Source organism: Escherichia sp. MOD1-EC7011 (assembly GCF_002965005.1).
GTDB classification, from domain to species: domain Bacteria; phylum Pseudomonadota; class Gammaproteobacteria; order Enterobacterales; family Enterobacteriaceae; genus Escherichia; species Escherichia ruysiae.
This window is the reverse complement of record NZ_PTRD01000027.1, coordinates 85,811-108,298: the sequence shown is the minus strand read 5'-3', so window position 1 is coordinate 108,298 and position 22,488 is coordinate 85,811. Positions and strand designations below refer to the sequence as shown.

The window sequence follows — 22,488 nt, the reverse complement described above, 5'->3', positions numbered from 1 at the left end:
TTTAATCTCCCAGATGGGCCAGCAATGAATCAAGACGCTGTTTCAGTTCTGCCACTTCGATTTCCAGTGCTTCGACACGAGCCTGTAAATCGCCGTCAACCGCGTTCGACGACTCCGTTAACACCGGCTGATCCTCAACTTCACCGCTGAAAAGATGCATATAACGGCTTTCACGTTTACCCGGTTCACGAGCCAGGCGAACCACAAAAGGCCCGTCTTCACGATTAGCCAGTTGTTCCAGCGTGGACTCCACTTCCGCCATATCGCTAAATTCATACATCCGCGCCGCGCGGCTGCGCAATTCGCCTGGCGTCTGGGCACCGCGTAACAACAAAGTGGTTATCAACGCCACTTCTGCGGCACTCAGTTTCAGATCGCCAAATTCTGAATTACAAAAGCGTTGCTCATATTTGGTGACCCGATTACCAAAACCGCTCACCGTGCGTAAATAATGACGTTTGACCAGATTATCCAGCTGCTCCTGCACCTCGGATTCACTCAGATTCATTACCGGTTCACGGTTCGTTTTCTGATTACAGGCCGTTACTACACCATTTACAGAAAGCGGATATTGCTCCGGCGTTGTCACCTGTTTTTCCAGCAAGCAGCCAATCACGCGGGCTTCTAGTGCAGTAAGTTGATATTTCATGAGATTCTCCTTAGCGGCCGGGCGTCCAGTCTGGGGTGGTTAATGCCGTCAGTACGTGATCGCGCCATTGTCCATCAATCAACAGATAGTCTTTCGCATAGCCTTCTTTTTCAAAACCCAGTCGCGCAAGTAAATCACCGCTGCGTTTATTGTGCGGCATATAGTTGGCCATAATGCGATGAATATGTTGGGTGCGCTGCATATAACGAATGGCGGCGGTCAGGGCTTCAAACATTAGCCCTTTGCCCTGCCATTTTTGCCCAATCGAATAACCGAGATAGCAGGCATGAAAAGATCCTCGCACCACATTAGAAAAATTGGCAACGCCAATAATCTCTTTCTCATCCGGGTCGAACAACCCAAAATAGAATGCAGAACCTTGTTTATGAAATTCATTAATCATGCTTAACCTGGCCTGCCAGCCTGAAGGATAGCAGTGGCTTTCGTCGCGCACTGGTTCCCAGGGCTTGAGGAAATGGCGATTCTCTGCGTAATAATCCGCCAGCCGCCAGGCATCACGATCATGCACCAGACGCACGACCAGTCGGTCCGTGGTTAAGCGCACTTTTGGCACGTTACTGCGATAGCCAAACATTCTATACCTACTCCTTCCCGTAACGTCTTTAATACGCTGTAAGTATTACTATACCTGCGCAACCAGAGCCTGTGAAAAGTCCAAAATGCCATTTCCTGCATTATTCACATATTTGATAAAAACTCTCTATCAAAGAGGGCTTTCGATAAAAAAATATTGTCCCGGTAATTGTGGGAAAAGTATTAGCGACCATGCAGAATAGAAAGTGCTCATCTTTTATTTCCCAGGAGGGGAAATGTCGCGCGTGTCGCAGGCGAGGAACCTGGGTAAATATTTCCTGCTCATCGATAATATGCTGGTCGTGCTGGGGTTCTTTGTTGTCTTCCCGCTGATCTCCATCCGCTTCGTTGATCAAATGGGCTGGGCCGCCGTGATGGTCGGTATTGCCCTCGGTCTGCGTCAGTTCATTCAGCAAGGGTTGGGTATTTTTGGCGGCGCAATTGCCGACCGCTTTGGCGCTAAACCAATGATTGTCACCGGTATGCTGATGCGCGCCGCCGGATTCGCCACTATGGGCATCGCCCAGGAGCCCTGGTTACTGTGGTTTTCCTGCCTTCTCTCAGGTCTTGGCGGCACTCTTTTCGATCCGCCGCGTTCGGCGCTGGTGGTCAAATTGATTCGCCCGCAGCAACGTGGGCGCTTTTTCTCGTTGTTGATGATGCAGGACAGTGCCGGTGCGGTCATTGGCGCTTTGTTGGGAAGCTGGCTGTTGCAATATGATTTCCGCCTGGTCTGCGCCACAGGGGCGATTCTATTTGTACTGTGTGCAGCGTTTAATGCCTGGTTGTTACCGGCATGGAAACTCTCTACCGTGCGCACGCCAGTCCGCGAAGGCATGGCTCGCGTGATGCGTGATAAACGTTTTGTCACCTACGTCCTGACGCTGGCGGGCTACTACATGCTTGCCGTTCAGGTGATGTTGATGCTGCCGATTATGGTCAACGACGTCGCCGGAGCGCCCTCTGCCGTTAAATGGATGTATGCCATTGAAGCATGTCTCTCCTTAACCTTGCTCTACCCTATCGCTCGCTGGAGCGAAAGGCGCTTTCGTCTGGAACACCGGTTGATGGCTGGGTTGTTGATAATGTCATTAAGCATGATGCCGGTGGGCATGGTCAGCAGCCTGCAACAACTTTTCACCCTGATTTGTCTGTTTTATATCGGTTCGATCATTGCCGAACCTGCGCGTGAAACCTTAAGTGCCTCGCTGGCGGATGCGCGAGCACGCGGCAGCTATATGGGTTTTAGCCGTCTGGGTCTGGCCATTGGCGGAGCTATTGGCTATATCGGCGGCGGTTGGCTGTTTGATCTGGGAAAGTCGGCACAACAACCAGAGTTACCGTGGATGATGTTGGGCATTATTGGCATAATCACCTTCCTTGCGCTGGGTTGGCAATTTAGCCAGAAACGCGCGGCGCGTCGGTTGCTGGAACGCGACGCCTGAAAACGCGATGCTTTCTGTTACCATTGCTCGCCCTGTCAACCTGACGCGCCTTAACAGCTTGTTATTACCTGCCGCCGCAGAATTCAGTTTTTTCTGCTGGCGAGTTTAACGCTGGTGGCACATGCTGCGTTGTGTCAGGATATTGACGCAGATTTCATGTCGAGGACTACCATGAACAAGTTTTTATTTGCCGCTGCATTGCTCGTCAGCGGCCTGCTCGTTGGCTGTAATCAACTCACCCAGTACACGATTAGCGAACAAGAAATTAACCAGTCACTTGAGAAACATAATAATTTCTCGAAAGATATCGGTTTGCCCGGCGTAGCGGATGCCCATATTGTTCTGACAAACCTGACCAGCCAAATTGGTCGCGAAGAGCCGAATAAGATAACCTTAACCGGGGATGCAAATCTGGATATGAACTCCCTGTTCGGCAGCCAGAAAGCGACCATGAAACTAAAACTGAAAGCACTGCCGGTTTTCGATAAAGAAAAAGGCGCTATCTTCCTGAAGGAAATGGAAGTGGTCGATGCGACGGTACAACCGGAAAAAATGCAGACAGTCATGCAAACGTTGCTCCCCTATTTAAATCAGGCACTACGCAACTACTTTAACCAGCAACCGGCTTACATTCTGCGCGAAGATGGCAGCAAAGGTGAAGCAATGGCGAAAAAACTGGCGAAAGGCATTGAGGTGAAACCTGGCGAAATTGTCATTCCGTTTACTGATTAAACACGAGGGCGCATTCGCGCCCTTTATTTTTCGTGCAAAGGAAAACGTTTCCGCTTATCCTTTGTGTCCGGCAAAAACATCCCTTCAGCCGGAGCATAGAGATTAATGACTGCACCATCCCAGGTATTAAAGATCCGCCGCCCAGACGACTGGCACCTTCACCTCCGCGATGGCGACATGTTAAAAACTGTCGTGCCGTATACCAGCCAAACCTATGGTCGGGCCATCGTTATGCCCAATCTGGCACCGCCCGTGACGACCGTTGAAGCTGCCGTGGCTTATCGTCAACGTATTCTTGACGCCGTCCCTGCCGGGCACGACTTCATCCCGCTGATGACCTGCTACCTAACTGATTCACTGGATGCAGACGAACTGGAGCGAGGGTTTAACGAAGGCGTGTTCACCGCTGCAAAACTTTACCCAGCAAACGCGACCACCAACTCCAGCCACGGCGTGACGTCGGTTGACGCTATCATGCCCGTACTGGAGCGAATGGAAAAAATGGGTATGCCACTGCTGGTACACGGAGAGGTGACACACGCCGACATCGACATTTTTGACCGTGAAGCGCGCTTTATTGAAACTGTTATGGAGCCGCTACGCCAACGTCTGGCTGGGCTGAAAGTGGTTTTTGAGCACATCACGACGAAAGATGCCGCTGAATATGTTCGTGACGGTAATGAACTGCTGGCTGCTACCATTACACCCCAGCATTTGATGTTTAACCGTAACCATATGCTGGTTGGTGGCATACGTCCGCATCTGTACTGCCTGCCCATTCTCAAACGTAATGTGCATCAACAGGCGCTGCGTGAACTGGTCGCCAGTGGCTTTAGTCGCGTTTTCCTTGGGACTGACTCCGCGCCACATGCGCGTCATCGCAAAGAGAGTAGCTGCGGTTGTGCCGGCTGTTTTAATGCCCCAACGGCGCTGGGCAGTTACGCCACTGTCTTTGAAGAAATGAATGCGTTACAGCACTTTGAAGCATTCTGTTCTTTAAACGGCCCGCAGTTCTATGGTTTGCCAGTCAACGAATCGTTTATTGAACTGGTACGCGAAGAGCAGAAAGTGGCTGAAAGCATCGCTCTGACTGACGACACGTTGGTGCCATTCCTGGCCGGAGAAACAGTACGCTGGACAGTTAAACAATAAAAAACGTAGTTCCCTGTTGTCATTAGGTTATTTTACCTGTATAAATAACCAGTATATTAAACAGGGGGCTATTATGAGAATTGAAGTCACCATAGCGAAAACTTCTCCATTACCTGCCGGAGCCATTGACGCTCTGGCAGTTGAACTTTCCCGCCGTATTCAATATGCGTTTCCTGATAACGAAGGTCATGTTTCTGTTCGTTATGCCGCAGCTAATAATTTATCGGTTATTGGCGCAACAAAAGAAGATAAACAGCGCATTAGCGAAATTCTGCAAGAAACATGGGAAAGCGCAGATGACTGGTTCGTTAGCGAATAATATGCAGTAATGTTTGTTTTTGCCGGGTCGCCCCGGCTTTTTTATTTTCAGCACAAAATTTCTACACTTCCTCAAAATAATTGCACGATATGCTAAAAAAATATGAATGACATGCTGTTTTATTGTTCATATAAATCTTAAAAACAAAAAAATATCTCTTTCCCCCTTTAAAAATTCTGTGGATACCCTTACTTATTGGTATACTGAAGTTGCTTCAGATAAAAATGCATTGAACCTCGAATAACGTTGTCTAGTAACACGAATTAGGGGGCCATGATGGAAAAAAACAATGAAGTCATTCAGACTCATCCGCTCGTAGGGTGGGACATCAGCACCGTTGATAGCTATGATGCTCTGATGTTGCGTTTGCACTACCAGACCCCAAATAAGTCCGAGCAGGAAGGGACTGAAGTTGGTCAGACACTCTGGTTAACTACTGATGTTGCCAGACAATTTATTTCGATATTAGAAGCAGGAATCGCCAAAATTGAATCTGGTGATTTCCATGTAAATGAGTATCGTCGTCATTAACTTGACATGACCATCCACCCAAAAGGCACCAGATTGGTGCCTTTACTATTTCTGGGTTGTATATCTGCATTCACTTAATTACTCTGCTTAAACCATGAGAGCAGAGAGAAAAAAATGAAATACGATCTCATCATTATTGGCAGCGGTTCCGTAGGCGCTGCAGCCGGGTATTATGCCACTCGGGCCGGTTTGAAAGTGCTGATGACCGACGCCCATATGCCGCCGCACCAACACGGCAGCCACCACGGTGATACACGATTAATTCGCCATGCTTATGGTGAAGGTGAAAAGTATGTTCCGTTGGTACTTCGCGCGCAAACCCTGTGGGATGAACTCTCCCGTTACAACGAAGAAGACCCCATTTTTGTGCGCTCTGGCGTCATTAACCTCGGCCCAGCCGACTCCGAATTCCTCGCCAATGTCGCCCACAGCGCGGAACAATGGCAACTCAACGTCGAAAAACTGGATGCGCAAACCATTATGGCTCGCTGGCCTGAAATACGCGTCCCTGACAATTACATCGGCTTGTTTGAGGCTGATTCTGGCTTTCTGCGCAGCGAACTGGCAATTAAAACCTGGATCCAACTGGCGAAGGAAGCTGGCTGTGCCCAACTGTTCAACTGCCCGGTCACCGCAATTCGTCATGACGATGACGGCGTAACTATTGAAACAGCTGACGGCGAGTATCAGGCGAAAAAAGCGATCGTCTGCGCGGGAACATGGGTAAAAGACCTGCTGCCAGAACTGCCTGTCCAGCCAGTACGCAAAGTGTTCGCCTGGTATCAGGCCGATGGTCGTTATAGCGTGAAAAATAAATTTCCGGCCTTTACCGGAGAACTGCCCAATGGCGATCAGTATTACGGCTTTCCCGCCGAAAATGACGCTCTGAAAATTGGAAAACATAATGGTGGTCAGGTGATTCATTCAGCGGATGAACGCGTTCCGTTTGCTGAAATCGCCAGTGACGGTTCTGAAGCATTTCCCTTCTTACGTAGCATACTGCCGGGCATTGGTTGCTGCCTGTACGGAGCTGCCTGTACCTACGATAATTCGCCTGATGAAGATTTTATTATCGACACCCTGCCCGGTCACGATAATACGCTGCTGATTACCGGCCTGAGTGGTCACGGATTTAAATTTGCATCGGTATTAGGGGAAATAGCCGCCGATTTTGCGCAAGGTATAAATAGCGATTTTGATTTGACGCCATTCAGACTTTCCCGCTTCAAATAATCATCATCACGGCCTCAAAATGAGGCCGTTTTTACAGGAGTATTTAATGCGTCGGCTGTTGAACTATCTCATCAATAATATTCGCGAGCATCTGATGCTTTATCTTTTTCTGTGGGGATTATTGGCCATTATGGATCTGATCTACGTGATTTATTTTTAACCACGCAGCACTGACATAAATTGACAAAAACTTAATCTCTCTTTCATTTGGTGTGAAAAATTGAATAAGCTTATGTGTCTCTTAACTTCACTCCCCAGACATACCTCATCCTGAAACCACTAAACTTATGAAGATTCTTTCATTATTAAATCAAAATTATTGAAATAAAAATAAATATCATTTGAATTGTTATTTTTAAGTTGCAATTCATTCTCCAACGCGCCATTTTCATTCTTTCGCAAATAAGTTTCGGATGTACTGATGTCCCTTACAAATACCCCCAAACGCTATGGTGTTATATCAATGACCTTTCATTGGCTGAGTGCAATCATTATCTACTGCATGTTTGCTTTAGGGCTATGGATGGTAACACTCAGTTATTACGATGGCTGGTATCACAAAGCACCAGAGCTGCATAAAAGCGTCGGTATTCTGCTCATGATGGGGCTGGTTATACGCATTCTGTGGCGTGTTATATCCCCACCACCTGGTCCGTTGCAAAGTTATTCGACCATGACGCGTCTCGGCGCACAAATTGGACATCTCGCGCTATACCTTTTGCTCTTCGCCATTGGCATCAGCGGCTATCTCATCTCGACCGCCGATGGCAAACCAATCAGCGTTTTTGGCTGGTTTGACATCCCCGCGACCCTTGCCGATGCTGGCGCACAGGCTGACTTAGCCGGTGCCCTGCATTTTTGGCTAGCGTGGAGCGTCGTTGTACTGTCCGTTATGCACGGATTTATGGCCCTGAAGCATCATTTCATCGATAAAGACGACACCCTTAAGCGTATGCTGGGAAAATCGTCATCTGACTATGGAGTATAAAATGAAAAAAAGCCTGCTTGGTTTAACCTTCGCTTCCCTGATGTTCTCTGCCGGTTCAGCTGTCGCCGCCGATTACAAAATTGACAAAGAAGGTCAGCACGCCTTTGTCAATTTCCGCATCCAGCATCTTGGCTATGGCTGGTTATATGGCACCTTTAAAGATTTCGACGGTACTTTTACCTTTGATGAAAAGAACCCAGCTGCTGATAAAGTGAATGTGACAATTAACACCACCAGCGTCGATACCAATCACGCCGAACGTGATAAGCATCTTCGCAGCGCAGATTTCCTCAACACCGCAAAATATCCGCAGGCGACGTTCACTTCTACCAGCGTGAAGAAAGACGGTGATGAGCTGGATATTACGGGTGATCTGACACTCAATGGCGTAACCAAACCAGTAACGCTGGAAGCAAAATTGATTGGTCAGGGCGACGATCCGTGGGGCGGTAAACGTGCGGGCTTCGAGGCAGAAGGCAAAATTAAGCTGAAAGACTTCAACATTAAGACTGATTTAGGTCCAGCTTCGCAGGAGGTTGATCTGATTATTTCGGTGGAAGGTGTACAGCAGAAGTAATGCATAGATGTTGCCGGATGACGCGCATCCGGCACGAATGTTTATTTTGTTGGATCAGGAATGACCAGCGTCGTGTTCAGCCGTCCACGCGATTTATTAAAGATCTTATTGCCATTTTCTCGCCCGGCACGACGGCGGCGCTGTTCTTCTGGCGGTAATGCGCTTTCTTCACAGCAAATCTCACTACAACAGCCCTTGAATTTCTCGGCACATGCCGGACACTGGATAAACAACAGATGACAGCCATCATTTCTACAATTGGTATGGCTGTCACAAGGTGTGCCGCACTGATGACAATGCGCAATAATTTCGTCAGAGATCCGCTCGCCCATCCGCTCGTCAAAAACAAAATTTTTACCAATAAAGCGGACAGGCAAACCTTGTTCACGCGCCTTACGAGCGTATTCAATAATCCCGCCTTCAATATGCCAGACTTTATTGAATCCGTTATGTTTCATCCAGGCACTGGCCTTTTCGCAACGAATACCACCGGTACAGTACATCACAATTTTTTTATCTTTATGCACCTGCATCATCTCAACCGCTTTTGGCAGTTGTTCGCGAAAGGTATCTGCCGGAATTTCCAGCGCGTTTTCAAAATGCCCCACTTCATATTCATAGTGGTTGCGCATATCGATAAACAGCGCATCGGGATCATCAAGCATGGCATTCACTTCCGCTGCTTGCAGGTATTCCCCCACGTTACTGGCATCAAATTGAGGATCGTCAATACCATCGGCAACAATTCGGTCGCGAACCTTCATGCGCAGCACCCAGAAGGATTTCCCGTCATCATCCAGCGCAATATTCAGACGTAAACCGTTTAAAGCAGGATCAAAAGCATAAAGCTGTGCGCGAAATGTCTCTACGTTGCTCGCCGGTACGCTGATTTGTGCGTTGATCCCTTCATGCGCCAGATAGACCCGCCCAAAGACATTCAACGCGGTAAATAGCTTATATAAAGCATCGCGGGTCGTTTTGGGATCGGTAATGTGGAAATATTTATAGAACGAAATGGTGGTACGTGGTTCGCTCTCGGCCAGCATTTTGGCTTTCAGCGCGTCATTAGAAATGCGGTTGTGTAACACTGGCATGGTGTACGGTTCCTGCGGGGTGGGAAAGTAAAAATCCGCAGCATGATATAGCAATTATCGACAATTAACATCCATACATTTTACGCTACATTTGCGCATTAAAAATTATTAATGATTTACATACGCGGTAATTTCGCCCAGTCTTCGGTCACAAATTTTGGTTGCGGACGAAAAAATGCGACAATACATACAATTGCCCGTATAGGTTGAAAGACAGGATTTATATGACGAATCTACCCAAGTTCTCCACCGCACTGCTTCATCCGCGTTATTGGTTAACCTGGTTGGGTATTGGCGTACTTTGGTTGGTCGTGCAATTGCCCTACCCGGTCATCTACCGTCTCGGTTGTGGATTAGGAAAACTGGCGTTACATGTTATGAAACGTCGCGCCAAAATTGTACATCGCAATCTGGAACTGTGCTTCCCGGAGATGAGCGAACAAGAACGCCATGAAATGATGGTGAAGAATTTCGAATCCGTTGGGATGGGGCTGATGGAGACCGGCATGGCGTGGTTCTGGTCGGATCGTCGAATTGCCCGCTGGACGGAAGTGATTGGCATGGAACATATCCGTGACGTGCAGGCGCAAAAGCGCGGCATTCTGTTGGTCGGCATCCATTTCCTGACGCTGGAGCTGGGCGCAAGGCAATTTGGTATGCAGGAACCGGGTATCGGCGTCTATCGCCCAAACGATAATCCGTTGCTCGACTGGCTGCAAACCTGGGGGCGCCTGCGTTCGAATAAATCGATGCTTGATCGCAAAGACTTAAAAGGAATGATCCGGGCACTAAAGAAAGGCGAAGTGGTCTGGTATGCGCCAGATCACGATTACGGCCCGCGCTCAAGTGTTTTCGTGCCGCTGTTTGCTGTTGAGCAGGCGGCGACCACCAGTGGCACCTGGATGCTGGCGAAAATGTCTGGTGCGTGCCTGGTGCCGTTTGTTCCGCGTCGTAAGCCAGACGGCAAAGGGTATCAGTTGATCATGCTGCCGCCAGAGTGTTCACCTCCGTTGGATAACGCTGAAATCACCGCTGCATGGATGAATAAAGTGGTCGAAAAATGCATCATGATGGCACCGGAACAGTATATGTGGCTGCATCGTCGCTTTAAAACGCGCCCGGAAGGCGTACCTTCACGCTATTAAATCTCCCTTGCCGGATGTTTCGAACTGCATCCGGCATTACCACTACAAATCCTCCTGATTTAGCGATAAAAGCTCTGTACATTGCGTCACCTATAAGTCAGGCGCATAATTAGTGTGCTTACTTTTTCTTCTTTTAATCACCGCGCCTGGCGCACCAACAGCGGATTGCTATGTCACTCTGTGAAAATGACACCCCCATAAACTGGAAACGAAACCTGATCGTTGCCTGGCTAGGTTGTTTTCTTACCGGTGCCGCCTTCAGTCTGGTGATGCCATTCTTACCCCTCTACGTTGAGCAACTTGGCATCACCGGCCACAGCGCGCTGAATATGTGGTCGGGGATTGTCTTCAGTATTACCTTTTTATTTTCCGCCATCGCCTCCCCTTTCTGGGGCGGGCTTGCCGACCGCAAAGGCAGAAAAATCATGTTATTGCGTTCTGCTCTCGGCATGGGCGTCGTGATGGTGCTGATGGGGCTGGCGCAAAATATCTGGCAGTTTTTGATTCTGCGGGCGCTGCTTGGTTTGCTTGGCGGATTTGTCCCCAACGCCAATGCTCTTATCGCCACACAAGTACCGCGTAATAAAAGCGGCTGGGCGCTGGGCACGCTCTCCACCGGCGGCGTTAGCGGCGCGTTGCTCGGCCCGATGGCTGGTGGCTTACTCGCTGATAACTACGGCTTACGTCCGGTATTCTTTATTACCGCCAGTGTGCTCATACTCTGCTTTTTCGTCACCCTGTTTTGTATCAGAGAAAAATTCCAGCCCGTCAGCAAAAAAGAGATGCTGCACATGCGGGAAGTCGTAACATCGCTTAAAAATCCGAAACTGGTACTTAGCCTGTTTGTCACAACATTAATTATCCAGATAGCTACTGGATCTATCGCGCCAATCCTGACGCTGTATGTCCGCGAACTGGCAGGAAATGTCAGTAATATCGCCTTTATTAGCGGCATGATCGCCTCCGTGCCCGGCGTTGCTGCACTGCTAAGTGCTCCACGACTCGGTAAACTTGGCGATCGTATCGGGCCAGAAAAGATCCTGATAACTGCGCTGATCTTTTCTGTGCTGCTGTTGATCCCAATGTCTTATGTCCAGACACCACTGCAACTGGGGATTTTACGCTTTTTGCTCGGCGCCGCAGACGGCGCTCTGCTCCCAGCCGTACAAACGTTGCTGGTTTATAATTCGACCAACCAAATCGCCGGACGCATTTTCAGCTATAACCAGTCGTTTCGCGATATTGGCAACGTTACGGGGCCGTTGATGGGCGCAGCTATTTCAGCACACTACGGCTTTCGTGCTGTATTTCTGGTTACCGCCGGAGTCGTTTTGTTTAACGCGGTCTATTCGTGGAACAGCCTGCGCCGTCGCCGACTCCCCCAGGTATCGAACTGATTTTTCGCCTTTCATACTTGCAAAAGCGGAGAATCAGCTATTCTTTCCCTGAACACCTCAGCAAATCAAAGGGAGAGTCGTGATGACTATGTACGCAACGCTTGAAGAAGCCATTGATGCCGCACGCGAAGAATTTCTTGCTGACAACCCCGGCATCGACGCCGAAGAAGCGAATGTGCAACAGTTCAATGTCCAGAAATATATTCTGCAAGATGGCGACATTATGTGGCAGGTTGAGTTTTTAGCCGATGAGGGCGAAGAAGGTGAATGCCTGCCAATGTTCAGTGGAGAAGCCGCACAAAGCATCTTTGATGGCGACTATGATGAGATTGAAATCCGCCAGGAATGGCAGGAAGAAAATACCCTGCATGAATGGGACGAAGGTGAATTTCAGCTTGAACCACCGCTGGATACCGAAGAAGGACGCGCAGCAGCAGATGAGTGGGATGAGCGTTAATTACTCATATGCTCCGTGATGAATGTCGATCGGTAGCAGTAAGGTATCAAAGACTAAAGAGAAAGGGAGATCAAGGATTGTGACATAGCGCCATGCGGAGTCACGTACATCCCATTGCACGCCGGGATAATATTGGTTGCCATGCCCCTGTCCCGGTATGGTGCGGCTAATGATGCTGCCACAACCACTCAGCAAGGTAACCATGATGCTGACTACGATGAAACGCATTTGAACCCTCTTCCGTAAAAAAATACCGGCATAACGCCGGTATTTTTATTGCTGACAAAATGCTTGTTGTTTTTGCCGGATGCGGCATGAACGCCTTACCCGGCCTACGAAACCTTGCAAATTCAATATATTGCAGGTATCTACACTTTTATTGCGAAGCCGCATCCGGTTTACGCAATGCCAGTGGATTCAACTTTATCCCTTCGTAGTAACTCACCCATGAAGAATATCTCTCCGGGGAATTCCAGACGCGGAAATGCAAACGAGCCATCGTCACCGGATCGCTTAGCAGCACCAGACGACGATCGCGATTCAGCTTCTCTGGCGTCTCGTTCAGCGCCTGTTCAACATGGCGGTCACGGGCGATTTCCAGCACCTTACTGGCGCGGTGACGCGCAGTGGCCATTGCCGTTGCCAGAGCGTTAAACGACGGATTAAACACTGCATGCATAAAGCCATCGTCGAGAGAACGTTGACGGTTCATCTCAAGGAAACGATCGGTATCGATCAGTACCTGAGGCGGTGAATACTCTTCCGGGATCAGGAACAGTTTCCAGCGTTTCGTGCGCAGCCCAACGGTTGTACGGCTGGAGATCACCGAAACAAACGGTGACAGAATCAGCGAGAAGACAATCGGTGCCAGCCAGAACAGGAAACGCAGATCCAGCCACGCCATACCGACCGCCCACACTAACCCCAGCAGCAACTGTGAGCCGTGGCGTTTAAACGCTTCGCCCCAGGAGGTAGAGTCGTCATCACGTTGCGGGGAATTCCACACCACTTCCCAGCCAAGGAAGGCGCTAACCACGAATACCGTATGGAACAACATACGCACTGGCGCCAACAGCACGGAGAACAGCACTTCTAACAGCAGCGATAACGTAACTCGCCAGAAGCCGCCATACTCTTTAGTCCCTTTGCACCAAATAAGCAAAATACTCAACAACTTCGGCAGGAACAGCAGCACCATCGTCGAGGCAAACAGCGCAATCGCCAGTTCAGGACGCCACTGTGGCCAGACCGGGAATAACTGCCGTGGTTGCAGGAAGTATTGCGGTTCGGTCAGCGCGTGCACGACCTGCAATGCGGTAGAGAGCGCAAGGAACATAAACCACAGCGGTGCGGAAAGATAAGACATCACGCCCGTCAGGAACACCGCGCGGTGAACCGGGTGCATCCCTTTAACCAGGAACAAACGGAAGTTCATCAGGTTACCATGGCACCAACGGCGATCACGTTTTAACTCGTCAAGCAGGTTAGGCGGCAGTTCTTCATAAGAGCCAGGGAGATCGTAAGCAATCCATACCCCCCAGCCTGCACGGCGCATCAGTGCGGCTTCCACGAAGTCGTGCGAAAGGATTGAACCCGCAAATGATCCTTCACCAGGCAGCGGCGCCAGCGCGCAGTGCTCGATAAACGGTTTCACGCGGATAATCGCATTATGCCCCCAGTAGTGCGACTCGCCGAGCTGCCAGAAATGCAAGCCGGCAGTGAACAATGGCCCATAGACACGGGTCGCAAACTGTTGGCAACGTGCATATAGCGTATCCATACCAGACGCTTTCGGCGACGACTGGATAATCCCGGCGTTCGGGTTGGCTTCCATCAGGCGCACCAGACCGCACAAACAATCACCGGTCATCACCGAGTCCGCATCCAGCACCACCATGTAGCTGTACTGGCTACCCCAGCGACGGCAGAAATCGTCAATGTTACCGCTTTTACGCTTCACGCGACGGCGGCGACGGCGATAGAAAATCTGGCCTTCGCCCTGCACTTCGGCGATCAGCTCCATCCAGGCTTTTTGTTCTGCCACACAGATGTCCGGGTTGTAGCTGTCACTCAGGATATAAACATCAAAGTGTTTGGCATTACCAGTCGCTTTCACGGATTCCCACGTTGCACGCAGACCTGCAAAAACGCGATTCACGTCTTCGTTACAGATAGGCATGATCAATGCTGTGCGATGCTCCGGATTTAACGGTTCATCGCCAACGGTTGAAGCGGAAATACTGTATTTATCGCGACCAATAAGCAGTTGCAGGAAGCCCATCAACGCCGTCCAGAAACCGGCTGACACCCAGCAGAAAAGAACAGCGAAGAGGATCAGAATACCGGTTTGCAGCATGTAAGGCAGAAGCTGCATAAAGGAAACCCACAAATCCTGATCGACCATATCAACTGGATTAATCAGCGCCCACCCCTGATAAGGCAGAATGGTCTTCATATACCAGGTAGCGACGACGGTTTGCGCCAGAGTGAGAAGAAGCAGGATGTAACGACGGATGGTGCCGACGGTACGCCACTTTTGCTCGCTCTCCTGCTCTTCTTTGGTCAATCGCGCCAGATAGCGCGGCGTCACATCGCGCCCACGCAGACGATCCCAGAAACGACCAACCGGGTTAGTACGCCACGGATCGGGGAACATAGAAGAACGTTTTGCTTTCGGCATTGCCTTAAGCTGATCGCGCCCTTCGTCGTCTTGAATTAACTGTCCATCAGCGAGTGAATCTGGCCAGGCTTGTTCCAGACGTGCTTTTACCGACCCTTGCGGGGAGTCATCCTCTCGCGCCCAGGTTCGGTGTTCAGCATCCAGCGCCTGATGAACAGCGCGGATATCAGTCTTCGGCAATGCCGCTTTCTCGCTTGCGGAGATGGGCATTGCGTCAATGTACTCGGTTGTCTTATTCATTGGCAGGTAACTGGTAGCTCCAGGTTTCACTCAACGTTTGATCGGCATTCACCAGGGCAGCACGCATTTCAGTGGTTTTCTTGGCATCTTTCACTTTCACACGCATTACCAGACGCCAGCCTTTGGTGACCGGGTTATAGCGCACCGTGCTTTCTACAATCTCACCATTATCGCCAATGCTGGTTTGTGCAGTGACCGGTGTATTCTCTGGCAGTTTTTTCATCTCTGCGCCAGTAAAATCGACCACAAAAGCGATAGTGCCGTCAGGCTGTCGAATCAGGTTCGACTGCTTCACATCCCCCGTTGAACGACGCGTCTGCTGCACCCAAGCGTTATCAGGCGCGTGAAGTTTGTCTTCATCACGGCTGAAAGTAATGGTGTATTTAAAGTTCATCTCTTTACCTGGTTCCGGTAACTGATCCGGCGTCCAGTAAGCGACGATGTTATCGTTGGTTTCATCGTTGGTTGGAATTTCCACCAGCTCAACGCTGCCTTTGCCCCACTCCCCTTTCGGTGTCACCCACGCGCTTGGACGGAGATCGTAACGATCGTCGAGATCTTCAAAGCGGGAGAAATCGCGGCCGCGCTGCAACAGACCGAAGCCTTGCGGGTTTTCCATCGAGAAGCTGCTGATCGCCAGATGTTTCGGGTTGTTTAGCGGACGCCAGATCCACTCACCGTTACCAGCATGGATAGACAGACCGTTGGAGTCGTGCAATTCCGGACGATAATTATTCGCCGGAGATGGCTGGTTCGGCCCGAACAGGAACATACTGGTTAACGGCGCAACGCCCAGTTTGCCGACTTTATCGCGCAGGTAGATTTTCGATTGCACATCAACAACCGTGTCACGTCCCGGCATAACAACGAACTTGTAAGCGCCTGTCGCACGCGGCGAATCAAGCAACGCATAAATCGTTAAACGCTTATCGGTCGGTTTTGGACGCTCGATCCAGAACTCCTTAAAGCGTGGAAATTCTTCACCTGATGGCAAAGCGGTATCAATAGCCAGGCCTCGGGCAGAAAGACCGTAAACCTGACCTGCGCCAATCACGCGGAAATAGCTGGCCCCGAGCATGCTAACGATTTCATCATTTTTATCTTTGCTGTTGATCGGGTAAAGCACTTTAAAACCGGCAAAACCAAGGTCTTTTACCGTGTCTTTGTCATGCTGAACATCGCCGAAAGTGAAATAATCCGGGCTGTATTTGATTCTTTTTACTGCCGTTGCAGTGACTTCATTTATTTTGACCGGTGTGTCGAAGTACATACCCTGATGGTAGAACTCGAGCTTGAATGGGGTCTTCAGATTGTTCCAGTATGCTTTGTCATGATTAAACTGGATCTGTTGATAGTCCGCGTATTTCATGTCGCGGAAAACGGAGGGCAAGTTACTTTTAGGCGCCTCATAGCCTTTCCCGGCTAAGGATTGAGCTTGCTTTGCGACATCGTCAATGCTGAAGGCCCAGCTTGATGATGTATACAGGGTTAACATTACTGCAGCACTCAACCAACGCATTTTCATCATTTGTAGTTTATGTTTCATAATAAGTAAGCACTTCCCCCTTTGTGTGCTTATATCGATCCGATCTATTTTAATGGATAACCAGCCATTCCGACAACAGAATCCCGGTATTATTCAGCGCGCCGGCTCATGGATTAAGCACCTGATTGCAACCGTTTTCACTTTCCGTGCTTATCCTAAAGACAGAAGGAGCGAGTTCGTGTAGGGTTTGCCGGCAAATTTATTTATCAACCGTCTTACAGGCGCTTCCATTTTGGTTAGTGATTGCGGCTATGCCGCGCAAAAACACATTTGAAGCCTGCACCTCATGCAGCAGGTCAGTGTCGTTACGGCAAAAGCCTAAAGGCATTACCCGGCGGGGATAAGACGAAAAATCCGAGATTAGTTAACCATATATGAATCCAGTACCCGCGCAGCGTGAATATTTCCTCGACTCCATCCGCGCATGGTTGATGTTGTTAGGGATCCCTTTTCATATTTCTTTAATCTATTCAAGCCACACCTGGCATGTGAATAGCGCAGAACCGTCATGGTGGCTGACGCTTTTTAACGATTTCATCCACGCCTTCCGTATGCAGGTATTTTTCGTTATTTCCGGATATTTTTCCTACATGCTGTTTTTGCGCTACCCGTTGAAAAAATGGTGGAAAGTGCGCGTTGAACGCGTAGGGATCCCGATGTTAACGGCTATTCCCCTGCTCACCTTGCCGCAATTCATTATGCTGCAATATGTCAAGGGCAAAGCGGAAAGCTGGCCTGGGCTATCATTGTATGACAAATATAATACTCTGGCCTGGGAGTTAATTTCACACCTGTGGTTTTTACTGGTGTTGGTCGTTATGACGACACTTTGCGTGTGGATATTTAAACGAATAAGAAATAATTTAGAAAATTCAGATAAAACAAATAAAACTTTCTCGATGGTTAAGCTATCGATACTATTTTTCTGTCTGGGAACTGGCTATGCAGCAATAAGAAGAACGCTATTTATCGTTTATCCACCCATTTTAAGCGATGGCATGTTCAATTTTATTTTCATGCAGACGCTGTTTTATATGCCGTTCTTTATTCTCGGTGCGCTGGCTTTCATTTTTCCTAATCTAAAAGCCTTGTTTACCACACCGTCTCGTGGATGCACTCTCGCGGCAGCACTGGCATTTGTTGCTTATTTGCTCAATCAACGCTACGGCAGCGGCGATGCCTGGATGTATGAAACCGAGTCAGTGATCACGATGGTGCTCGGCCTGTGGATGGTGAATGTGGTCTTCTCCTTTGGCCACCGTTTGCTTAATTTCCAGTCAGCGCGGGTAACCTATTTTGTAAACGCGTCGCTATTTATTTATCTGGTTCACCACCCGTTAACGCTCTTTTTCGGTGCTTACATCACTCCGCACATTACATCAAATCTGCTGGGTTTCCTCTGCGGTCTGATATTTGTGGTAGGGATTGCGATAATTCTGTACGAAATTCATTTACGCATTCCGTTGTTGAAGTTTTTGTTCTCCGGCAAACCGATCGTAAAACGCGAGAATGACAAAGCGCCAGCTCGCTAAACCATACTTACAATAACCATTCAACGGGCAATATTGACGCCAGTCTGACCATAACCCGCTTCCAGAAACTGGTGGCGGGTTCTTTTTTGAGAATAATTTCCTCCTTCCCATGGCGATCGACCCAGTTGATTCGTCCCCACCGATCCAGACGGAGCTGCCAGGCCGCATCATACTGGCTCTGAATAAAGCGTTTATCGATTAATTGTGCCAGCGTTTCGCTCTCTATCACGAAGCCCATTTCAGTATTGAGCAGCGTTGAACGCGGATCGAAATTGAATGAGCCAATAAACACTATTTTGCCATCGACACTGAATGTTTTAGCATGAAGGCTTGCGCCGGAATTACCAGTTATACCGCGATCGTGCAACGTGCTGCTTTGTTCCCGCGTCGGTTTCAGTTCATATAACTCAACGCCATAGCGGAGCAATTTTTTGCGCCAGCGAGCATACCCGGCATGAACGACAGCGACATCGTTAGCGGCAAGTGAATTGGTTAAGATAGCTATCCTGACCCCTTTTCTGACCATTCGTAAAAGCTGCGCCACTCCCGCGCGCGTTGGCACAAAATAGGAAGAGATAATATCAATACGTTCGCTGGGGGAGCCCATGATATCGAACAGGCGCTGCGGTAACAGTGAATGCCGTTTTGCCTTGCCCTCCCCTTTTGCCGGATCATCACTTAATAAACGCGTTCTTGCCCAGATAAGCGGCAATGTTCCGTCAACCAGTTGATTTATAAACGGACTTAACTCCATTTTGCACAAATAGCGATGTGTCTCGGTGTCGTTGTACCAGGACGCAGGTAGCTCAATACGGTCAGCCATTTCGCCATCGGGAACATCCAGCACCTGCTGCAACGGTGAAACTGATTTGCAATACCAGTAGCGGGCAAAATCATCGGCAACATCCTCAACAACCGGCCCTATTGCCAGGACATCTAAATCTGAAAAAAGTGGCTCTTCTCCCGCGCCGAAATAGGCATCGCCAACGTTGCGCCCGCCCACCAGCGTTACCACGCCATCGACGGTAAAACTTTTATTGTGCATACGACGATTGAGGCGGGAAAAATCGGTGATATAACCAAGCGGACGTAACAAGCGAAAAGAGAAAGGATTGAAAAGTCGAACTTCAATACGCGGGTGACTATCGAGCAAGCGTAAAATATCATCAAGACCGGGAGTATTATTGTCATCCAGCAGCAAACGGACGCGAACGCCACGCTTCGCTGCGGCTAACAGAGCCGAAAACAGCAATCGCCCCGACATATCGTCCTGCCAGATGTAATACTGAACATCCAGCGTATGCTCCGCCATTTCTGCCAGACGATATCGTGCAGCAAACGCATCCAGACTTTTATCAAGGGGGAAAATGCCGCACTGCCCAGGATGTTGCGAGCACAGCGGCAGCACCGCGCTCGCCAGCCGGGGCAAATCATTCATCTCCTTGTTGGGTAAGGAGTCTTTCGTAGAGGTGGGCATTTTCTGCATCATAACAGACAAAGTATACCTGCTCAGGCAAAGCGTGACGGGTAATAAATTCTGAAACGGTTTTTACTGCTATTTCAGCCGCTGCAGCACGCGGGTAACCATAAACGCCGGTGCTGATGGCAGGAAATGCCACTGTCGCATAGCCGTTCGCCGCTACCAGTCGTAGACTATTGAGATAGGCATCCTGCAATAACTGGTCTTCGTTTTGTTCGCCACCGCGCCAGACAGGCCCAACGGTATGCACAACAGCTTTGGCAGGGAGATCGCCCGCAAGAGTAATCACTGCATGTCCCGTGGGGCAATCGCCCTGTTGCTGGCGAACTTTCAAACAGGCATCCAGCAACGCCGGGCCGGCTGCGCGATGAATAGCGCCATCAACGCCGCCGCCCCCCATTAATGACGGATTAGCCGCATTAACAATAACATCAACGGCTAGTTTAGTAATATCACCCTGCACAACATGAATACGCGATTTCATAACGCCTCCTTACACCCTCTTGTTTCTTAAGTGTACAGCAGTGTTTTTAGGTAAATCGCATTTTTCTTGTCAGCAACGTGAGTAGTTCAGAAACTTAGTTATATTCGATGTTCATCACAGCCAGCTTTTTCTGCTCATCAAGATACTGCACTTTTACTGAGGCAATTTGCGCATTTTTAACTTTGCCACTCATTAACTCTTTGCTGGAATACGTTTTGCTCTGTACTGGACCATTTTGCATACAGGTCATTTCAACTGGCGTTTGCAGGGAGCTCACGTCACACGAGGGTTCCACGATTTGACCATAAAAATGAATCACGCCACCTTGCGCATTGCTTTCCGCTGTTGCAAAGAAAGGAAAAACCAGGCTGCCGAGCATAAGGGAGTTTAACAACGGTCTGAACATCTATTCTGTTTCCTCAATGATTAATCATCCTTGAGGGGGTTATCCATGCTTTCAGGTTGGTCGATTCGCATCAGACCGTTCTCTTCCGGCTCGTTTTATGCTCAACTATTAATACATTAAGACTTTCCTGAAGAGGGCGGCCATTGTTGTGATAAATGAAGTGACTGTCCATCAGAAACCGTAACAACTATTTTCACCCGATCGTCCGGGGAAATATTTAAACTCAACTTCGTCAAGGCAATGGGTTGATTAGCGGGTAATGAAAGGGTCTTTTCTTGCTTCGTCTGACTTTGTCCCGAACTGCCTTCGCGTAGTGACAATATCTGAACCCGGCACAAGCATGATTGCGTAAGAGTAACTTCAGGAATAATGGTGTACATGTCACCTTGCTGGGTTGTATTAAAGGTTATCTGGCTGGAAAGTGCCGCGAGAAGTAATAACGCGTTCATACTATTCTCCCGAAAAAAAACAGGGCTTGCGCCCTGTTTCTGTCATACAAATTCTGTATTAGTACTGATGAGCGGTCGCGTTGTTACCAAAGCCAACCTGAGTTACGTTGACGCTGGAGTTAGATGCAGTCTGGTCAACTGCTGCACCGTTGCCACCACCGAACTGTTTAACAGTCATTTCAGAGTTTTTACCGTTCCACTGATCAAGAGTGGCGCTGTTACCGAAGCCACGCTGGGTCAGTTCAATTGAGCTGTCATCAGAACCTTGTCCTACGTCTGCGCCGTTACCGCCGCCGTGCTGGGTAATAGTCAGATCAGAGTTGCGGGCATCAGCCTGCAATGCAACAGCAGAGTTACCGCCACCGTACTGATAAATATTCAGCTCTGAATTCGGGCCGCTGTTATTGCCGCCACCACCGTGGTTGCCGCCGCCACCGCCGTACTGAGGAATAGAACCTGCCAGAGCGCTACCGGAGAATACGATTGCTGCAATTGCTGCTACTTTTAAAAGTTTCATGTAAAACCCCCATCGGATTGATTTAAAAGTCGAATGGAAATTAACGTTGTGTCACGCGAATAGCCATTTGCGACTGTCTCTGCACTACAATTGCCGTTTTTTGAGTACCATGCTGCGTAATATTTGCTTTATTACCAGAACCTTTCTGGATAATCATTGCAGTATTACCATATGCGCCTTGCGAAATACTGGCATCGTTGGCATTGCCCGCCTGATCAATATATGCAAGGTTATAATCTCCTGTCTGGTCAATCTTTGCCCGGTTGCTATTACCCTCTTGCGAAACAACCGACAAAAGTTTTGAGCCTCCCTGCCGTAACTGTGCACTATTATTAGTACCAGCTTGACCAACTATGGCTGCCTGATTAAATGAAGACTTACTCAATTCATTTACCGCTAAGTTATATTCTGAATTAGCTAAATCATAACCTGCTGCGGCTGCAATCCCAGGCGCACCCAGTATTGTTAACATCACAAATAACAATTTGTTTTTCATGTTGTCACCCTGGACCTGGTCGTACATTTAAGAAATTAAATCATTTCAACTTGGTTGTTAACGCAAACCGTTTTTTGTTAACGCTGCGTTACGATGGAAAGTATGTCTGCGGAAATATTTTTAATAACTCACCCGCGCGTTGTATTTTGCTTTTTTTGTTCATACCAAAGTATTAAAACTCGCGCAAATACGCTGTTATTTACGCAAAAATTATTTTGTTTTCTTTTAAAGTACCGTTTTTTGACAGCAAAAAATCGACAGTCAGCCTTCCTTCATGATTCGCGAAGATTACGTCGATATGTCTGTTTGACAAGCCGTGACAAACATCGTCTTTTTACGGCAAAA

At 48.8% G+C, this 22,488-nt stretch carries 25 protein-coding genes; 13 read left to right on the top strand and 12 right to left on the bottom strand.

The features are described from left to right. Nucleotide 1: 1 nt before the first annotated feature. Both A7098_RS14725 and rimJ read right to left on the bottom strand, forming a co-directional pair. Nucleotides 2-649 (bottom strand): YceH family protein, encoded by a 648-nt coding sequence (locus tag A7098_RS14725; protein WP_000877121.1) that lies wholly within the window; start codon nucleotides 647-649, stop codon nucleotides 2-4. Between the two features lie 10 nt (nucleotides 650-659). Then, the gene (rimJ, locus tag A7098_RS14720; RefSeq protein WP_000468197.1) at nucleotides 660-1,244 is read right to left on the bottom strand and encodes a ribosomal protein S5-alanine N-acetyltransferase; all 585 of its coding nucleotides are present in this window, start codon (nucleotides 1,242-1,244) and stop codon (nucleotides 660-662) included. Nucleotides 1,245-1,479: 235 nt separating this feature from the next. Between rimJ and mdtH the strand changes: the two genes are divergently transcribed. From mdtH to A7098_RS14675, 9 genes are all read left to right on the top strand, one after another. Continuing rightward, nucleotides 1,480-2,688 (top strand): multidrug efflux MFS transporter MdtH, encoded by a 1,209-nt coding sequence (gene mdtH / locus A7098_RS14715; protein WP_000092224.1) that lies wholly within the window; start codon nucleotides 1,480-1,482, stop codon nucleotides 2,686-2,688. Between the two features lie 171 nt (nucleotides 2,689-2,859). After that, complete coding sequence (locus A7098_RS14710) at nucleotides 2,860-3,420, top strand: lipoprotein (protein ID WP_010351783.1); 561 nt, start codon at nucleotides 2,860-2,862, stop codon at nucleotides 3,418-3,420. Nucleotides 3,421-3,525: 105 nt separating this feature from the next. Then, nucleotides 3,526-4,572 carry a dihydroorotase gene (gene pyrC, locus A7098_RS14705; RefSeq protein ID WP_000126572.1) on the top strand — a complete coding sequence of 349 codons (1,047 nt, stop codon included), beginning with the start codon at nucleotides 3,526-3,528 and terminating at the stop codon, nucleotides 4,570-4,572. Between the two features lie 73 nt (nucleotides 4,573-4,645). Then, nucleotides 4,646-4,891, top strand: coding sequence for a DNA damage-inducible protein I (dinI, locus tag A7098_RS14700; protein ID WP_001217767.1), 246 nt, complete (start codon nucleotides 4,646-4,648; stop codon nucleotides 4,889-4,891). A gap of 276 nt (nucleotides 4,892-5,167) precedes the next feature. Continuing rightward, nucleotides 5,168-5,422 (top strand): biofilm formation regulator BssS, encoded by a 255-nt coding sequence (gene bssS, locus A7098_RS14695; protein ID WP_000414435.1) that lies wholly within the window; start codon nucleotides 5,168-5,170, stop codon nucleotides 5,420-5,422. A 114-nt stretch (nucleotides 5,423-5,536) separates the two neighbouring features. After that, complete coding sequence (gene solA / locus A7098_RS14690) at nucleotides 5,537-6,655, top strand: N-methyl-L-tryptophan oxidase (protein WP_000872755.1); 1,119 nt, start codon at nucleotides 5,537-5,539, stop codon at nucleotides 6,653-6,655. 46 nt (nucleotides 6,656-6,701) lie between these two features. After that, nucleotides 6,702-6,815 carry a YceO family protein gene (locus A7098_RS14685; RefSeq protein ID WP_001253424.1) on the top strand — a complete coding sequence of 38 codons (114 nt, stop codon included), beginning with the start codon at nucleotides 6,702-6,704 and terminating at the stop codon, nucleotides 6,813-6,815. A gap of 261 nt (nucleotides 6,816-7,076) precedes the next feature. After that, the gene (locus A7098_RS14680) at nucleotides 7,077-7,643 is read left to right on the top strand and encodes a cytochrome b (RefSeq protein WP_000060038.1); all 567 of its coding nucleotides are present in this window, start codon (nucleotides 7,077-7,079) and stop codon (nucleotides 7,641-7,643) included. Between the two features lies 1 nt (nucleotide 7,644). After that, the gene (locus tag A7098_RS14675; protein ID WP_105281002.1) at nucleotides 7,645-8,220 is read left to right on the top strand and encodes a YceI family protein; all 576 of its coding nucleotides are present in this window, start codon (nucleotides 7,645-7,647) and stop codon (nucleotides 8,218-8,220) included. Nucleotides 8,221-8,261: 41 nt separating this feature from the next. Here the strand turns inward: A7098_RS14675 and A7098_RS14670 are convergent, their stop codons facing one another. Continuing rightward, nucleotides 8,262-9,314, bottom strand: a complete 1,053-nt coding sequence (locus A7098_RS14670; protein WP_010345633.1) for a rhodanese-related sulfurtransferase — start codon at nucleotides 9,312-9,314, stop codon at nucleotides 8,262-8,264. Between the two features lie 224 nt (nucleotides 9,315-9,538). Between A7098_RS14670 and lpxL the strand changes: the two genes are divergently transcribed. From lpxL to A7098_RS14655, 3 genes are all read left to right on the top strand, one after another. Then, nucleotides 9,539-10,459 (top strand): kdo(2)-lipid IV(A) lauroyltransferase, encoded by a 921-nt coding sequence (gene lpxL / locus A7098_RS14665; RefSeq protein ID WP_010345635.1) that lies wholly within the window; start codon nucleotides 9,539-9,541, stop codon nucleotides 10,457-10,459. Between the two features lie 170 nt (nucleotides 10,460-10,629). Beyond that, nucleotides 10,630-11,856, top strand: coding sequence for a multidrug efflux MFS transporter MdtG (gene mdtG / locus A7098_RS14660; protein ID WP_105281001.1), 1,227 nt, complete (start codon nucleotides 10,630-10,632; stop codon nucleotides 11,854-11,856). An 82-nt stretch (nucleotides 11,857-11,938) separates the two neighbouring features. Next, a complete protein-coding gene (locus A7098_RS14655) occupies nucleotides 11,939-12,313 on the top strand; it encodes a MysB family protein (protein ID WP_000180062.1) in 375 nt (124 codons plus the stop codon). On the opposite strand, the gene A7098_RS14650 is transcribed toward A7098_RS14655, so the two are convergent. The 3 genes from A7098_RS14650 to mdoG form a co-directional block, all read right to left on the bottom strand. Beyond that, nucleotides 12,314-12,541 (bottom strand): YceK/YidQ family lipoprotein, encoded by a 228-nt coding sequence (locus A7098_RS14650; protein WP_001211109.1) that lies wholly within the window; start codon nucleotides 12,539-12,541, stop codon nucleotides 12,314-12,316. It abuts the gene before it with no gap. A gap of 148 nt (nucleotides 12,542-12,689) precedes the next feature. Further along, nucleotides 12,690-15,233, bottom strand: coding sequence for a glucans biosynthesis glucosyltransferase MdoH (mdoH, locus tag A7098_RS14645; RefSeq protein WP_071995174.1), 2,544 nt, complete (start codon nucleotides 15,231-15,233; stop codon nucleotides 12,690-12,692). Further along, complete coding sequence (mdoG, locus tag A7098_RS14640) at nucleotides 15,226-16,761, bottom strand: glucans biosynthesis protein MdoG (protein ID WP_077629659.1); 1,536 nt, start codon at nucleotides 16,759-16,761, stop codon at nucleotides 15,226-15,228. The genes mdoH and mdoG overlap by 8 nt, the downstream gene beginning before the upstream one ends. A gap of 392 nt (nucleotides 16,762-17,153) precedes the next feature. On the opposite strand from mdoG, the gene mdoC reads away from it, so the two are divergent. Then, a complete protein-coding gene (mdoC, locus tag A7098_RS14630) occupies nucleotides 17,154-18,311 on the top strand; it encodes a glucans biosynthesis protein MdoC (protein ID WP_105281000.1) in 1,158 nt (385 codons plus the stop codon). A gap of 7 nt (nucleotides 18,312-18,318) precedes the next feature. Here mdoC and clsC read toward each other — a convergent pair whose 3' ends face one another. The 6 genes from clsC to csgB all read right to left on the bottom strand — a co-directional run bounded on the left by clsC (nucleotide 18,319) and on the right by csgB (nucleotide 22,143). Next, nucleotides 18,319-19,800, bottom strand: coding sequence for a cardiolipin synthase ClsC (clsC, locus tag A7098_RS14625; protein WP_123056765.1), 1,482 nt, complete (start codon nucleotides 19,798-19,800; stop codon nucleotides 18,319-18,321). Continuing rightward, complete coding sequence (gene ymdB / locus A7098_RS14620; RefSeq protein WP_000842234.1) at nucleotides 19,742-20,275, bottom strand: O-acetyl-ADP-ribose deacetylase; 534 nt, start codon at nucleotides 20,273-20,275, stop codon at nucleotides 19,742-19,744. The genes clsC and ymdB overlap by 59 nt, the downstream gene beginning before the upstream one ends. A gap of 94 nt (nucleotides 20,276-20,369) precedes the next feature. After that, nucleotides 20,370-20,681: a type 1 fimbrial protein gene (locus A7098_RS14615; RefSeq protein WP_000489603.1), complete on the bottom strand. Its 312-nt coding sequence runs from the start codon at nucleotides 20,679-20,681 to the stop codon at nucleotides 20,370-20,372. A gap of 116 nt (nucleotides 20,682-20,797) precedes the next feature. Further along, complete coding sequence (gene csgC / locus A7098_RS14610) at nucleotides 20,798-21,130, bottom strand: curli assembly chaperone CsgC (RefSeq protein ID WP_000992819.1); 333 nt, start codon at nucleotides 21,128-21,130, stop codon at nucleotides 20,798-20,800. 58 nt (nucleotides 21,131-21,188) lie between these two features. Further along, on the bottom strand, nucleotides 21,189-21,647 hold the full coding sequence (gene csgA, locus A7098_RS14605) for a curli major subunit CsgA (protein ID WP_000771421.1): 459 nt from the start codon (nucleotides 21,645-21,647) through the stop codon (nucleotides 21,189-21,191). A gap of 40 nt (nucleotides 21,648-21,687) precedes the next feature. Beyond that, nucleotides 21,688-22,143 carry a curli minor subunit CsgB gene (gene csgB, locus A7098_RS14600; protein WP_010345644.1) on the bottom strand — a complete coding sequence of 152 codons (456 nt, stop codon included), beginning with the start codon at nucleotides 22,141-22,143 and terminating at the stop codon, nucleotides 21,688-21,690. Between the last annotated feature and the right edge of the window lie 345 nt (nucleotides 22,144-22,488).

What these genes read in the sequence shown, in the direction of transcription:
- A7098_RS14725 (WP_000877121.1), bottom strand. Translation starts at nt 649, where the DNA reads ATGAAATATCAACTTACTGCACTAGAAGCCCGCGTGATTGGCTGCTTG.
- rimJ (WP_000468197.1), bottom strand. Translation starts at nt 1,244, where the DNA reads ATGTTTGGCTATCGCAGTAACGTGCCAAAAGTGCGCTTAACCACGGAC.
- mdtH (WP_000092224.1), top strand. Translation starts at nt 1,480, where the DNA reads ATGTCGCGCGTGTCGCAGGCGAGGAACCTGGGTAAATATTTCCTGCTC.
- A7098_RS14710 (WP_010351783.1), top strand. Translation starts at nt 2,860, where the DNA reads ATGAACAAGTTTTTATTTGCCGCTGCATTGCTCGTCAGCGGCCTGCTC.
- pyrC (WP_000126572.1), top strand. Translation starts at nt 3,526, where the DNA reads ATGACTGCACCATCCCAGGTATTAAAGATCCGCCGCCCAGACGACTGG.
- dinI (WP_001217767.1), top strand. Translation starts at nt 4,646, where the DNA reads ATGAGAATTGAAGTCACCATAGCGAAAACTTCTCCATTACCTGCCGGA.
- bssS (WP_000414435.1), top strand. Translation starts at nt 5,168, where the DNA reads ATGGAAAAAAACAATGAAGTCATTCAGACTCATCCGCTCGTAGGGTGG.
- solA (WP_000872755.1), top strand. Translation starts at nt 5,537, where the DNA reads ATGAAATACGATCTCATCATTATTGGCAGCGGTTCCGTAGGCGCTGCA.
- A7098_RS14685 (WP_001253424.1), top strand. Translation starts at nt 6,702, where the DNA reads ATGCGTCGGCTGTTGAACTATCTCATCAATAATATTCGCGAGCATCTG.
- A7098_RS14680 (WP_000060038.1), top strand. Translation starts at nt 7,077, where the DNA reads ATGTCCCTTACAAATACCCCCAAACGCTATGGTGTTATATCAATGACC.
- A7098_RS14675 (WP_105281002.1), top strand. Translation starts at nt 7,645, where the DNA reads ATGAAAAAAAGCCTGCTTGGTTTAACCTTCGCTTCCCTGATGTTCTCT.
- A7098_RS14670 (WP_010345633.1), bottom strand. Translation starts at nt 9,314, where the DNA reads ATGCCAGTGTTACACAACCGCATTTCTAATGACGCGCTGAAAGCCAAA.
- lpxL (WP_010345635.1), top strand. Translation starts at nt 9,539, where the DNA reads ATGACGAATCTACCCAAGTTCTCCACCGCACTGCTTCATCCGCGTTAT.
- mdtG (WP_105281001.1), top strand. Translation starts at nt 10,630, where the DNA reads ATGTCACTCTGTGAAAATGACACCCCCATAAACTGGAAACGAAACCTG.
- A7098_RS14655 (WP_000180062.1), top strand. Translation starts at nt 11,939, where the DNA reads ATGACTATGTACGCAACGCTTGAAGAAGCCATTGATGCCGCACGCGAA.
- A7098_RS14650 (WP_001211109.1), bottom strand. Translation starts at nt 12,541, where the DNA reads ATGCGTTTCATCGTAGTCAGCATCATGGTTACCTTGCTGAGTGGTTGT.
- mdoH (WP_071995174.1), bottom strand. Translation starts at nt 15,233, where the DNA reads ATGAATAAGACAACCGAGTACATTGACGCAATGCCCATCTCCGCAAGC.
- mdoG (WP_077629659.1), bottom strand. Translation starts at nt 16,761, where the DNA reads ATGATGAAAATGCGTTGGTTGAGTGCTGCAGTAATGTTAACCCTGTAT.
- mdoC (WP_105281000.1), top strand. Translation starts at nt 17,154, where the DNA reads ATGAATCCAGTACCCGCGCAGCGTGAATATTTCCTCGACTCCATCCGC.
- clsC (WP_123056765.1), bottom strand. Translation starts at nt 19,800, where the DNA reads ATGATGCAGAAAATGCCCACCTCTACGAAAGACTCCTTACCCAACAAG.
- ymdB (WP_000842234.1), bottom strand. Translation starts at nt 20,275, where the DNA reads ATGAAATCGCGTATTCATGTTGTGCAGGGTGATATTACTAAACTAGCC.
- A7098_RS14615 (WP_000489603.1), bottom strand. Translation starts at nt 20,681, where the DNA reads ATGTTCAGACCGTTGTTAAACTCCCTTATGCTCGGCAGCCTGGTTTTT.
- csgC (WP_000992819.1), bottom strand. Translation starts at nt 21,130, where the DNA reads ATGAACGCGTTATTACTTCTCGCGGCACTTTCCAGCCAGATAACCTTT.
- csgA (WP_000771421.1), bottom strand. Translation starts at nt 21,647, where the DNA reads ATGAAACTTTTAAAAGTAGCAGCAATTGCAGCAATCGTATTCTCCGGT.
- csgB (WP_010345644.1), bottom strand. Translation starts at nt 22,143, where the DNA reads ATGAAAAACAAATTGTTATTTGTGATGTTAACAATACTGGGTGCGCCT.